Annotated in this window: 9 protein-coding genes; 4 read left to right on the top strand and 5 right to left on the bottom strand. The window is 68.9% G+C overall.

All coding sequences use genetic code 11. The features are described 5' to 3' along the window. Positions 1-107: 107 nt before the first annotated feature. Positions 108-1988 carry an NAD-binding protein gene (locus ACGFH8_RS17830; RefSeq protein ID WP_393368180.1) on the bottom strand — a complete coding sequence of 627 codons (1881 nt, stop codon included), beginning with the start codon at positions 1986-1988 and terminating at the stop codon, positions 108-110. A 396-nt stretch (positions 1989-2384) separates the two neighbouring features. On the opposite strand from ACGFH8_RS17830, the gene ACGFH8_RS17825 reads away from it, so the two are divergent. Together ACGFH8_RS17825 and ACGFH8_RS17820 are read left to right on the top strand one after the other, a co-directional pair. Next, positions 2385-3338 (top strand): DUF5954 family protein, encoded by a 954-nt coding sequence (locus ACGFH8_RS17825; protein WP_393368179.1) that lies wholly within the window; start codon positions 2385-2387, stop codon positions 3336-3338. A gap of 126 nt (positions 3339-3464) precedes the next feature. After that, positions 3465-4004, top strand: a complete 540-nt coding sequence (locus tag ACGFH8_RS17820; RefSeq protein ID WP_393368178.1) for an RNA 2'-phosphotransferase — start codon at positions 3465-3467, stop codon at positions 4002-4004. Between the two features lie 338 nt (positions 4005-4342). Here ACGFH8_RS17820 and ACGFH8_RS17815 read toward each other — a convergent pair whose 3' ends face one another. After that, positions 4343-4966, bottom strand: coding sequence for a TetR/AcrR family transcriptional regulator (locus tag ACGFH8_RS17815; RefSeq protein WP_393368176.1), 624 nt, complete (start codon positions 4964-4966; stop codon positions 4343-4345). A 48-nt stretch (positions 4967-5014) separates the two neighbouring features. Here ACGFH8_RS17815 and ACGFH8_RS17810 point away from each other — a divergent pair, with 48 nt between their 5' ends. Further along, positions 5015-6319, top strand: a complete 1305-nt coding sequence (locus tag ACGFH8_RS17810) for an FAD-dependent oxidoreductase (RefSeq protein ID WP_393368174.1) — start codon at positions 5015-5017, stop codon at positions 6317-6319. Between the two features lie 331 nt (positions 6320-6650). Next, on the top strand, positions 6651-7325 hold the full coding sequence (locus ACGFH8_RS17805; RefSeq protein ID WP_393368173.1) for a GDSL-type esterase/lipase family protein: 675 nt from the start codon (positions 6651-6653) through the stop codon (positions 7323-7325). A 114-nt stretch (positions 7326-7439) separates the two neighbouring features. Here the strand turns inward: ACGFH8_RS17805 and ACGFH8_RS17800 are convergent, their stop codons facing one another. The 3 genes from ACGFH8_RS17800 to metH form a co-directional block, all read right to left on the bottom strand. Next, the gene (locus tag ACGFH8_RS17800; protein WP_393368171.1) at positions 7440-7970 is read right to left on the bottom strand and encodes a hypothetical protein; all 531 of its coding nucleotides are present in this window, start codon (positions 7968-7970) and stop codon (positions 7440-7442) included. A 220-nt stretch (positions 7971-8190) separates the two neighbouring features. After that, positions 8191-8472, bottom strand: a complete 282-nt coding sequence (locus tag ACGFH8_RS17795) for an aldo/keto reductase (RefSeq protein WP_393368169.1) — start codon at positions 8470-8472, stop codon at positions 8191-8193. Positions 8473-8607: 135 nt separating this feature from the next. Beyond that, complete coding sequence (metH, locus tag ACGFH8_RS17790) at positions 8608-12222, bottom strand: methionine synthase (protein WP_393368168.1); 3615 nt, start codon at positions 12220-12222, stop codon at positions 8608-8610. Positions 12223-13158 lie beyond the last annotated feature (936 nt).

Genomic DNA, 13158 nt, shown 5'->3' with positions numbered 1-13158 from the left:
AACACTGCGGTACGCCTCGTACCGCATCGGCCGCACCCTGACTCACGCGCGGATCGAACGGCCGAGAAGTGCGACCGTCGGAGTACAGGTCGGGCTACGGGGAGCGTTCACTCACCATCGCGCGGCGCCGGCGCAAGCAGTCGCAAGGGCGTGACGTCGGCCAGAGGTTCAGCGTCGGGGCTGGGTACGGTGCGGGGCAGCAGCTCGGCGAGACCGGCGCGTGTGGCCACCACGATCAGCCGGTCGGTGCGGACCATTGGGCGACGTTCCGGCAACGACCAGATGGTCTGTCCCGTCCGGCCGGTCCGCACCGCGATGACCCACACCGCGCCCGGCTGGTTGACGTCGCGGCAGTACCGTCCCTCGAGTGCGGATCCGGCACCCACGGGGAACTCGGCCACCAGCAGCACCCGGCGGCCGACCGAGATGGTGTCGATGACCTGCTGGCCCATCATGGCCGCAGCGAACGCCGGTGCCGCCAGGGATGAGACGCTGCGTGACTCGTCGATACTGAGGATGCGCTGCGTACGCTCCGCGAAGCCGTCGTCGAACAGCCGTAACACCAACCGCAATGGAGGCCTGACTGCTGCCGACCGTACTCGGTCCGCCTCCTGCGAGGACCGCCCGGACAGGGCGGTCTCCAGGTTCGTGACATCGTCGTCGGTCAACACCACAAGCGCCCGGCAGGTGTGTACGGACGCGGCTCGCAGTGTCTCGGGGCGGGTCGCGTCGCCGACAATCACCGGCAGTCCCAGCTCACGGGCGACACCGATGCCTCGTGCGGACTCCGTGCGGTCGACGGCGACCACGGAGATGCCGACGGAGTGCAGTTCTTCCAGGACCCTGGTGCCGATGTTGCCGAGTCCCACCAATACGACATGGTTGTCGATCGGCTCGATCATGCCGCCAGCGGCGACCACCAGCCGGGCGCGGACAAGTGAGTCCACCACCAGGGCCGTGACGGTGGGAAGCAGCGCCACCCCGGTGGCCACCAGCACCACCGCGGTCACCTTTTCGGTGAGCGGTGCGGCGGAGTCGACCTCGGCGGCTCCCATCGCTGTCAGCAGCGTCAGGTAGGCGGACTCCCCAAGGTTCACACCACGGGTGTACGCCAGCAGAACGCTGGCCGCGGCGAGTATCGCGGCCGTGCCGGCCAACGCCAGTCGCAGATTGCGGCTGAACACCAGACCAAGGGCCCGAAGGAGGCGCGGCCGTCGACGCGGCGGGTCCGTTCGGGGCCGTCCGTATGCGCGGACAAGTACCAGGTCGGCCGAATCCTGGTCCGCTGGAAGGATGACCGGCTCCGTGCCGGTCGTGTCGGCCAGGCCGCAAACCACATCCGCACCGGCCGGGTCAACGGCGCTGCGCATCGCGCTACGCAGCAGCTCACCGTCGGGCAGCCGCAGGTACGTCGGTGTCGCGTCCCCGAGCGTGGCGGCAACGAACGCCGGTGCGGCAATCTCGGATCCCGAGAGTACGGCGCAGTCCCCGAGCATCGTGGCCACGCCCTCGCCGAGCACCGGGTTGAACAGTCTGACCACGATCCGCACGTCGGGAGCCAACTCCCTGGTGATCATGGCGGCGTCCACATTTGTCACGTCGTCGACACCGACGAACGCCACGGCCGCAGCCTCCCGGACCCCAGCCTGATCGAGCACCTCCCCGGTCAGACGACGGGCCGTGATGATCTCCGGCTGTCCCTCCGCCACGCCGAATTCGGAGGCGAGGTCAGCTAGGTCGGGTGCGTGGTGGTCGCTCATCGACGGCAGGACCACGGTGACCGCGACACCGTAACGGTCTGCCAGTTCAAGGACCAGACGGCGAGCCACCGCACCGTCCCCACAGACGACAAACCGCCGCCGTCCCGGCTCCGCGGTAAAGCTCTGCCTGGTGTCTTCGGACACAGTCGAATCGTAAACGAGGAGGGACAGGGTGACGTCGACCACGAGGTCGGCTTCGGCGTGCAGGTGGTGGCCGATCCGGCGCATCTGTACGGCCGTGACGTCGCGGACGCCACGCCCCCTTTGCTGCCTGACAAGATCAGAAATGGCCAGTCGGACGAATCCGGATGGCCTCTGACCGGCGTCGGGACCGTCGCCCGGAGGGCCGGGACGCGAGGCTGAGTCGTACTGCCAATGGGGAAGACACCGGATGGCCACGCGGGCACATCGCGACAATCTCCTCGTCCGACTGGCTGCCTCTGTGGTCGCCATCGCCACGGTACGAATTCAACGCGGTCCATCGCAAAGCCGACTGGACCACGAACCGAGCCGACGACGAAGGACGTCGCAAGCCTGAACGGAGGCGAGCGGCGCCGATGATGCCACCGCGGTGCTGGCGCGCCCTCGTGACACAGGCCATCGAGCCGTCGCACAATCCGTGGCATGAGTGCCGACGAAATGCCGCCGCCGGTGATCCTGCGGGTCCAGCAGCCCACCGACCCGGTCGGCGCGGTCACCGAGGACGACGCGGCACGGCGAGCGGCGGCGTACCCGAAGATCCGCGTCGGTGCCCCCCTGTTCGGCCACGCCGTACAGGCAGATGACGGGCGGTGGCAGGTGTACGCGGTCGTGTCGGACACGCCGCAGGCCGCCCGGAACGACCTCGCGCACCACCTCATGGAGCAGCTCGACGAGACCACCGACCCCCCGCTGGCTGCGGAGTTGACCACCACGCTCGGCGTCCTGGACCGGGAAAAGGTGAACGAGGTGGTGATCACTGGCCGCGTACACCGCATCGTGCGGGTGGACACGTTCGCGCGGTTCGGCCCGGACGGGCCGGAACCGCCCCGCCCCACCGACCCCGACCCCCGCGACGCCGAGGACCACGACAGCTTCCTCACCCCAGAGATCGTCATCGACCCGGACGCGGCGACCGGCCTGAGTGAGGCGAGGCTACGGGTGGAGCTGACAACCGCGCACTACCCCCGCGCCCAGGTGCCCGCCAACGTCTACGCCGACAGCGTCGCCGCCGTCGCCTCCCACCCGGTCGGAGTCATCCTGCCGACCCGCTACGCCGCCGCCGAATCCGTCGGCGGGTCGTGGCGGCCCTACAGTCGCGCGGTGGCCACACCGCAACTGGCCCGCGACGAGATCGCCTTTGGCCTGCGCCACATCGAACCGCGCCTCCTGAAGCTGACCGACGACCAGACGGCCGCCTACCAACAAACCGCCGACACCCTCGACGCCAAACCCGTCGACGACGTCACGGTGCTCGGGCGCCACTTCCGGGTCACCCGCATCGAGACCCTGCTTCGCACAGGCTCCAGCGGTCCCGAACTGCCCCGCCCGTCGGACCCCGACCCAGACCAGCCACCGGGCGCGGACCGCCACCGCTAGGACGAGCAACGGCAGCACCATCGGCAGGCAGGTTGCGACCGGCGGGCCGCCCGGAGAGGAGACCCGGGTTCGGTGTCGTCGGAAAACCTCTCGATTCGAGCGGCGGGGATCGACCACAATGCCACAGTGGAACGCGAGCGCCTGGTGAAGTTGAGCAAACGGATGTCGAAGGCACTCCGGCATGATCCCGACCGGGCCGGCCTGGTGCTCGATCCGGCGGGTTGGACTCCCGTCGACGCTCTACTCGCTGCCCTACGGATCGAGCGGGCCGAGTTGGACGCGGTCGTCGCCGGCAACGACAAGCAGCGGTTCGCTGTCGAGCGCGGCACCGACGGGGTGTTGCGGATCCGGGCCAACCAGGGCCACTCGGTCCCGGTGGACCTGGGGCTGCCCCCGGTGACCCCACCGGACCGGCTCTATCACGGCACCAGCGCCGGTGCGCTGGAGTCGATCCGGGCCACCGGGCTGCACCGCGGGGGCCGGCACCACGTCCATCTCTCCGCCGACACCGAGACCGCCCACCGGGTCGGCGCCCGACGGGCCGGTCGGGTTGTGATCCTCACCATCGACGCGGCGGCGATGGCCGCCGCCGGGCACGTGTTCCACCGCAGCGCCAACGGCGTCTGGCTCACCGACGCGGTCCCCGCCAGCTATCTGCTCGACTGAGCCCTGGCCTGGCCCGGCCGCTGTTCCGGCGGGGTCGTGCGGCCCCGAACGGGCTACGGCACGAGACATCCGGCGCGGCAACCTCGGGCCCGGACAGGAGCCGATCTGCAGCACATCCACAGATGTGGCCTTGGGCGACCCGAGACGCCCGTCGGCACCAGCCGGCCCGGGAGCAGCAACAGCTGAGCACTTCGACCCCTACTGGGAGGTCACGACGTACCGCCCGACCGGAGCTGACCGTCCAGGTGGGCGCGAATTCCTCACGATCACCGCCTGGTCGGCGGCAGATTCGCGTGTTCGAGCATGGTTTGCGCTCAACTGGACTCTACGAGAGGGCGTCAGTCCGGTTCGGCGAGGCGGGCGATGACGCGACGTAACTGCTCGGCGTAGGCCTGGAGGAATTCCGGCGAGTCGGCGGCGAGACCGGTCATCCGGCGGGCGACCTGGGGCAGCACCGTCGGCGCCAGCGTCGCCGCGAAGAGCAGCACTTGGACGTACGCCGGGTCCAGATCGTCGGCGAGCTCACCGGCCTGCTGCCGGCGACGCATATCGTCGACCATCGCGGCGAAGTAGGCGTCGGTCGCCGGGTCGGCATCGAGGTCCGTGGGCCCCTCGGCGCGGGTGAGCCCCTCCCAGGCGAGCAGCCGCGCCCACGACCGCTGCGGGTCACCGGGGGTGAGGAACCCGCTCACGATCTCCGCCAACGTCAGGTCCGGTCGGGCGACGCCGTTGGTCGTCTCCCACTTGCGCTGAAGGGCCCGGTAGAGGCCGTCCTTGCCGTCGAAGTAGTACGAGATCAGCTGCTGGTTGACCCCGGCGCGAGCGGCGATCGCGCCAGTCCGGGCACCGGCGAAACCATGCTCGCTGAACTCGACGAACGCCGCGTCGAGGATGCGCTCACGGGTGCGCTCCGGATCGCGTTTGCGCTGTTCACCACTTGGGGACCGGCGAGGCTTGCCCATGAAGATCACCGTAACACGGTCATGCGGGCAACTACTCTAATCAACTGTTTGATTGACAATGCCAGTCGTTCAAGTGATAGTCGTCGCATGGACCAACCCCACGTCATGATCATCGGCGCCGGGATCGGCGGCCTGTGCCTGGCCCAGGGCCTGCGCCGCGCCGGGGTGTCGGTGACCGTCCACGAACGCACGAAGGCCCGCACCGACTGGCTGCAGGGCTACCGCATCCACATCAACCCGAACGGCAGCCGAGCGCTGCGCGCGTGCCTTCCGCCCTCCACCTGGCAGGCTTTCCTCGACACGGTCTCGATCGACAGCGGCGGCTTCGGGTTCACCACCGAGCGGCTCAACGATCTACTCCGCTTCACCGCCGAGGAGATCACGCCTGCCGACGTTCCCCCCGAGAGCCGGCACTATGGCGTCAGCAGGATCAGCCTGCGCGAGGTGCTGCTGTCCGGCATGGATGACGTGGTGCGGCTGGACCACGAGTTCACGCACTATGAGGCCACGGCCGACGGACGGGTCACTGCCTACTTCGCCGACGGCGGCACGGCCACCGCCGATGTGCTCATCGGCGCCGACGGCGCCAACTCACGAGTACGCCGCCAGCTACTCCCCCACGCGCGACGCGTCGACACCGGCGTCGTGGCGGTCGCCGGCAAACATCGCCTCGCCGACGCCGCACTACCCAGGGTGCTGACCCACGACGTCAACCTCGTGATCCCGAAGAGCCGTGGATCCTTCTTCACCGCGGTGTGGCACCCCGGCCCGCAGGTGATCGCTCCGCCGGAACAGTTCCTGCTCGACAACACCACGCCCTACCTCCTCTGGGGCTACACCGACGCGGCGACGGCTTTCCCGACCGAGGCCGTCGAGTCCCTCTCCGGAACGGACCTCCAGCGCCTCGTCCTGGACCGGACGGTCGAATGGGCACCGGCGCTGCGGGAAGTGATCATCGGCTCCGACCCGCAGACGATCAACGCCATCCGGGTGCGTAGTGCCACCCCCGTCGACGCGTGGGAGACCGGACGAGTCACCCTCCTGGGCGACGCGATCCACAACATGACACCGATGGCGGGGATAGGCGCCAACACGGCACTGCGCGACGCCGCCCTGCTGTGCGGCAAGCTCACCGAGGTCCACGCCGGCACGACCGCGATGGTGTCGGCTCTGCACGACTACGAACGTCAGATGCTCGACTACGGCTTCGCTGCGGTACGACAGTCGCTGCGCAACGCCCGCCAGGCGAGCACCACCAACCGCCTGACCAGGGCCGCGCTCCGCGCGACACTGCGTACCGCCAATGCCTTGCCGCCGCTGCGCCGCCGGATGGCCACCCAACTCGGCCAATAGCGACGGATGTTGAACGGTGATCACCACATGGCCGCGCAGTCAGCGGCCGAGTCCCTGACGGCCGGGCCTCGGCGATCGACCGGCATCCGAGGACGTCACTGCGCTGGTGCTTCAGTAACGAGGGTGACCAGGCTCCACACGGCGACCGGCAGAATCCGCAGTCTGGAGGCACGGAGATCGACACCCAAATGACATAGCCATGCGGCCTACCGTATAGATATGCTCGGAGTATGTTCTCCACCTGTCCATGTGCCTGTGTCGACTGTCTACGACCCGGGGGAAGTCGGACACTCCCGGTGGCCACATGCCGCCTGACAGTCGGATGAGTGGGGTGAGCCTGCTGCCACCGGAGGAGCCCGGCGCGACGGGATCGCGGCGCGACCTGCGGGTGTGCTTCTTCGGTGACTCGTTCACGGTGGGGGTTGGCGATCCGTCAGGTCTGGGCTGGGTGGGGCTCGTGGCCGCCGCCGCCCGTGCGCAGGGCCATGATCTGACCGTCTACAACATGGGGGTTCGCCGGGACACATCCCTGGACGTGGCCCACCGTTGGCTTCCCGAAGCCCGTGTCCGCCTCAAGGACGGGCAGGCTTTCGGGGTCGTGTTCGCGTTCGGGACCAATGACGTGGACATGCAGCTCGGCCAGGTTCGTGTCCCGCCGGGCCGATCACTCGCGCTGCTTGCCGCGATGCTCGATGACGCCCACGCCGCACGGTGGCACACGCTTGTTGTGGGGCCGCCGCCGGTGCTGGATCGGCAGGCAAGCAAACGGGCAGCCGATCTCGCCGCCGCGATGGCGCAGGTGTGCACCACCCGAAGCGTGCCGTTCGTCGATGTCACGGAGCTAGCCGCAGACCCGATCTGGAGCCGGGAGATCGCTGCCGGTGATGCCTATCATCCGTTCGCGGCCGGTTATGCCCGCCTCGCCGCCCTGGTAGAGCCGGTTCTCCTGCGGTGGCTGGCCGGCATGCCAGCCGACCTGGGGTGCTCAGATGGATCAAATCCCTGAGGGCTTGACCGTCCGCAAGCAGCGCCGAAGACCATCGTCGGGTTCTCGCGGTACTTGATCACTGGTGGGGCGAATTCAAGAGCGCCTGACAATCCATGCATCTGCACCGGGTCACTAGTCGGTCGTCGTACCCGCGGCGTTCCAGACCAGTACCGCCTCGCAGGAGCCGCTATCGGTGCGCCGCGCGGTGAAGGTCACCTCCCGGTCGCCCGGCAGCAACCGGGCCTCGCCGAGGAACTGCTCGTCCACCAACCTGACCTGCAATCTGTCCCCGGCGATCGCCCGTCCCTGTGCCGTGATGACCCAATCGACCACCGGCGAGCAGCCGCCCCGCAACTCCAACGATCCGGTCACCCGCGTGTCCTCGGCATCGTCGAGCGCGAACCCGGTGGTGACCGAACCACCGTCGGGAACCGTCCACACCATCTGCCGGGGCGGGCAATTGGCGACGCCCTGCTGAACGCAGATCGGACGATTGTGCTCGCGGGGTCGGTCACCGGACTGGTGGGTCAGCCCCGGCGTGGGATCGGTGCTCTCGTCGTGCCAGTACACCAGCCCGCCCCACAGCACGAGGCACGGCGCGAACACTATGCACACCGCGAGCGCCTGGAGCAGGTTGGTCCTTACCGCCTTGCCAACGGACATGTCCATCACCCCACCCGGGGAGCCTCCACCAGCACACTTATTGAACCACTCCGATGTCGCAGTCCGACCATGGTCGGCGCACTCACGATGGTCGACGTGGCCGCGTCCAAGGATCTGCCCAGCCGCAGCGGTCGATCGGGAAGCACCTCCACGATCGCCGCACCTTGCCGGCGGCAGATCCGTACGCCTGATGTTGTGCTGCGGTGATGTGTCTTGATGATCAGGCGGCGCCACGCTCGCTGACCGGCCGGCGGCGCAGGCTCGGGTTCTGCAGGGCCGGGGGCAGGTAGGCCTGGTCGAGCCGGGTGACATCGGTGCCGGGTGCGACGATCTCGTCGATCCGGTCGAGGATCTCGTCGGTGAGCGTGACGTCGACGCCCGCGAGCAGGTTGTCGAGGTGCTCCATCGTGCGCGGGCCGAGGATTGCGCTGGTCACGCCGGGGTGTGCGATGGCGAATGCCATGGCGAGGTGGGTCAACGGCATGCCTGCCGCGTCGGCCACCTACCCCCCTTGACCGGGCTCGCGCCGGGCCGCCAACCAGTGGCTGCCTCCCGAGAAGGCTCTCTGGTACCCGACCGCCCACGCGCATGGGAACTTCCGCGTGGGCGGTCGGGACGAGTTCGAGGCCCGGGCAGCTCAGGCCTCGTAGGCCAGGTTGGGGCGCAGCCAGCGTTCGACCTCGTCCACCGTCATCCCGCGGCGGGCGGCGTAGTCGGTGATTTGGTCCTTTCCCAGTCGGCCGACGGTGAAGTAACGCGAGTCGGGGTGCTGGAAGATCAGGCCGCTGACGGCGGCGGCCGGGGTCATCGCGTACGACTCGGTGAGTCCCACCCCGATGGTGTCGGTGCCGAGCAGCGTGAACAGGTCCTTCTTCTCGCTGTGGTCGGGGCTGGCCGGATAACCGAGGGCGGGCCGGATGCCACGGAACCGCTCGGCGTGCAGGTCCTCCAGCGTGGGCTTGGCGTCGGGCTCGAACCACTCGCGGCGGGCCTGCAGGTGCAGGTATTCGGCGAACGCCTCGGCCAGCCGGTCCGCCAGCGCCTTGACCATGATGGCCCGGTAGTCGTCCTGCTCGCCCTCGTAGTGCGTGGCCAGAGTGTCGGCGCCGTGGATGCCAAGCGCGAAGCCGCCCAGGTAGTCACCGGTTGGCGCGACGTAGTCGGCCAGGCTGCGATTGGCCCGCCCGGCCGGCTTCCTGGTCTGCTGACGCAGCATCGGGAAGCGCACGCCGTTGTCGAGCACGATGTCGTCGCCCTCGCTGCGGGCCTTCCAGAAGCCGTACCGGCCGCGGGCCGTGAACGAGCCGTCCGTAATGATCTTGTCGAGCAGCTCGTTGGCGTCGTCATAGAGCTCACGGGCGACCGGCTGCTCCAGGATGGCCGGGAACTTGCCCTTGAGCTCCCAGGCCAGGAACAGGAACTGCCAGTCGATAAATTCGCGCAAAGTGGCGATTGAGGGCTGCTCCTCCCGTACGCCGATGAACGCCGGAGTGGGCAGGTCGCTGAAGTCGACCGACTCGCGGTTGGCCCGCGCGGCTTCGAGGGTGAGCAGCGGCTGGGCGTGCCGGTTGGCGTGCTGCTCGCGTAGCCGCTCCTGCTCGATCCGGTTGCTCTCGTCGAGCTTGCTTGCCCGGTCGGCGTCGAGCAGGTCGGACACCACGCCGACGACCCGGGACGCGTCGAGCACGTGCACCGTCGTCCCCTCGTACGCCGGGGCGATCCGCACCGCCGTGTGCTGCCTGGACGTGGTCGCCCCTCCGATCAGCAAGGGCAGTGTGAAGCCGCGGCGCTGCATCTCGGCTCCGACCGCGACCATCTCGTCGAGCGACGGGGTGATCAGCCCGGACAGGCCGATCACGTCGGCCTTCTCGGCGATCGCCGTCTCGAGGATCTTGGCCGCGGGCACCATCACGCCGAGGTCGATGACCTCGTAGTTGTTGCAGCCGAGCACCACGCCCACGATGTTCTTGCCGATGTCGTGCACGTCGCCCTTGACCGTCGCGAGCACGACCTTGCCCTGACCGCGGTCGGCTTCGACCCGACCCTCCAGGCGGGCCTGCTCCTTCTCGGCCTCCATGAAGGGCTCGAGGTAGGCCACCGACCGCTTCATCACCCGGGCGCTCTTGACCACCTGCGGCAAGAACATCTTGCCCGAGCCGAACAGGTCACCGACGATTTTCATGCCCTCCATCAGGGGACCCTCGATCACCTCGAGCGGCCGGGGCAGCAGCTGCCGGGCCTCCTCGGTGTCCTCCTCGATGAAGTCGACGATGCCATGCACGAGCGCGTACGAGAGGCGCTCGTCGACGGGCGCCTCCCGCCAGGACAGGTCAACCGCGCGCTGCTTGCCCTCACCCCTGACCGTGGCGGCGAACTCGACGAGTCGGTCGGTCGCGTCCGGCCGCCGGTCGAACAGCACGTCCTCGACCAGCGCCAGCAGATCAGCCGGAATGTCCTGGTAGACGGCCAACTGACCGGCGTTGACGATGCCCATGTCGAGGCCGGCCTGAACCGCGTGGAACAGGAACGCCGAGTGCATCGCCTCGCGGACCACGTCGTTGCCGCGGAACGAGAACGACAGGTTGGAGATACCACCGCTGGTGCGCGCGCCGGGACAGCGCTGCTTGATCAGCGGCAGCGCCTCGATGAAAGCCTTGGCGTATCCGTTGTGCTCGCTGATGCCCGTCGCCACGGCCAGCACATTCGGGTCGAAGATGATGTCCTCGGGAGCGAACCCGGCCTCGTGCACCAACAGGTCGTAGGCCCGCCCGCAGATCGCCACCTTGCGGTCGCGGGTGTCAGCCTGGCCCTGCTCGTCGAAGGCCATGACGACCACGCCGGCGCCGAAGTTGCGGATCTGCTGGGCCTGCTGGAGGAAGGCCTCCGGACCCTCCTTCAGGCTGATCGAGTTGACCACACCCTTGCCCTGCACACACTTGAGACCGGCCTCGAGAACGCTCCACCTGGAACTGTCGACCATCACCGGGATCCGGGCCACCTCGGGCTCGGTGGCGATCAGGTTGAGGAACGTGGTCATCGCGAGCTCGCTGTCGAGGAGGTCCGCGTCCATGTTCACGTCGAGCAGGTTCGCGCCGCCGCGTACCTGCTCGAGCGCGACGCCGACGGCGCCCTGGTAGTCGTCGGCCTCGATCAGCCGGCGGAACCGGGCCGAGCCGGTGACATTGGTGCGCTCGCCGATCATCACGAATCCGGTGTCCGGGCCGATCGCGAACGGCTCCAGGCCGGAGAACCGGGTCGTCCGCGGCTCGCCGGCCAGCACCCGCGGCGCCTGGCCGGCGACCGCTTGGGCGATTTTCGCGATGTGCGCCGGGGTGGTGCCGCAGCAGCCGCCAACGATGTTGACCAGGCCGTCGGCCACGAACTCGCCGACCAGCGCTGCGGTCTCCTCGGGGGTCTCGTCGTAGCCGCCGAACGCGTTCGGCAGGCCGGCGTTGGGGTGCGAGGCGACACATGTGCCCGCGAACCGGGCCAGATCAGCCACGTGCGGGCGCATCTCGAGCGCGCCGAGCGAGCAGTTCACGCCGACGACCAGCGGCTGGGCCCGCTCGATCGAGCGCCAAACCGCCTCCACGGTCTGCCCGGAGAGAGTGCGGCCGGACAGGTCGACGAACAACGAGATCCAGAGCGGAAGGTCGGGCGCCACCTCGCGGGCCGCCGCGACGGCCGCCTTCGCGTTCAGCGTGTCGAAGACCGTCTCGATCAGCAGCAGGTCGACGCCGCCCTCGGCCAGCGCCGCGATCTGCTCGGCGTACGACGCCTTGACCTGGTCGAAGGTGACCGCCCGGAAGGCCGGGTCGTCGACCTTGGGCGAGAGCGAGAGCGTGACGTTGAGCGGCCCGACCGAACCGGCGACGAATCGGCCGCCCGCCTCGTCGGCCGCCCGCCGGGCCAGGCGAGCGCCCTGGACGTTCATGTCGCGTACCAGCGACTCCAGGCCGTAGTCGGCCTGGCCGATGCTGGTCGCGGTGAACGTGTTGGTGGTCGTGATGTCGGCACCGGCGGCGAGATACTGCCGGTGGATGTCGAGGATCAGATCGGGCCGGGTCACGTTGAGCAGATCCGGATCCCCACTGACGTCCTGCGGATGATCGGGGGGAACCACACCGCCGGCCCGGTAGTCGTCGGGCGTCAGCTTTGCCGCCTGGAGCATCGTGCCCCAGGCCCCGTCGAGGACCAGGACCCGCTCGCTCAGCAGACGTCGCAGCTCAGCAGTTGTCGCGCTTCTCTCCACACCGACCACCTCCGTTACAACGGAGGCGCCCTTGGTCGGTTACACCCTCCTGCCACAGTCAGAACCGCGACGGGTGGGCCGGACGAGCGTGGCGAGGCCCGATCTTGCGGGCCCCGTCGCAGCGCCTCTCGTCTCGAACACATGAAAATACCCGACTGTCGGTCACCGTCGTCGTGGGCGCCAACCACTGAGATGTCGAGCGGGACCATCAGAGGGAGCCGAAGCCGGAGAAACGGCAGCAGGTCCGCCGGATCGGTTGGTTGGACCCGGGCCGTTCACCTTCGTCGCCGGTATCGGGCCGGCCCTGATCTTCGTGCGCGCCCGTCCTGAAACGACCGCGCGCGGACCGCCGCGTGATGCAGTCCGCGGCGCGGCCACCGTGCCTCCCGGCCCAGCTCAGGCCCATGGCGGGAGGAGTTGCCGGGATGGCAGTGGACGCGACGGAGCCCGGGTAGGGGAAGGGCCGGGCGCCGAGGAGTCCAGGACGAAACGAGATGAGGACGCGTAGACATGATCCCTCTGAAGACCTGACGGAAGGCATGGGAGAAGAGCCGACGTCGACGTCGGCGACCGATGCACGGAAAGGAGGTGTCAGGTCTACAGAGCAGGCGGCGTCACGCGGGGTGAAGTCCTCTCGAGTGGGTTGGAGAAGAAGGATCCAGTTGCACGGTAGGGCGGGACGGGCCGGTGAGGCCACCAGTTTTGTCGAGGTGTCGAGCACTGGGGGTCGGGGTCGGCGAGCGGGAGGTTCGCCGATCCGGACGGGATGCGAGGCTGAACGCGTGGCTCCGGGATCGATGTACACGTGGACAACGTCGGCTGCCCGGCGGTCTGGTACGCACCGTGGACGCGTCGGTGCGTCCGGAGACCGGCGCAAGCGCGGTGGAGTGTTACGGAACCGGGCTCGCCAGTCCCTGAGCCGGCGCGACGCCCGCC

The organism is Micromonospora sp. NPDC049175 (assembly GCF_043197345.1).
Lineage (GTDB): Bacteria > Actinomycetota > Actinomycetes > Mycobacteriales > Micromonosporaceae > Micromonospora.
Note: the sequence above shows the minus strand (reverse complement) of the source record. Positions and strands in the feature narration are given on the sequence as shown.

Coding starts and splice junctions, on each gene's coding strand:
- ACGFH8_RS17830 (WP_393368180.1), bottom strand. CDS start 1,988: ATGCGCCGGATCGGCCACCACCTGCACGCCGAAGCCGACCTCGTGGTC.
- ACGFH8_RS17825 (WP_393368179.1), top strand. CDS start 2,385: ATGAGTGCCGACGAAATGCCGCCGCCGGTGATCCTGCGGGTCCAGCAG.
- ACGFH8_RS17815 (WP_393368176.1), bottom strand. CDS start 4,966: ATGGGCAAGCCTCGCCGGTCCCCAAGTGGTGAACAGCGCAAACGCGAT.
- ACGFH8_RS17800 (WP_393368171.1), bottom strand. CDS start 7,970: ATGTCCGTTGGCAAGGCGGTAAGGACCAACCTGCTCCAGGCGCTCGCG.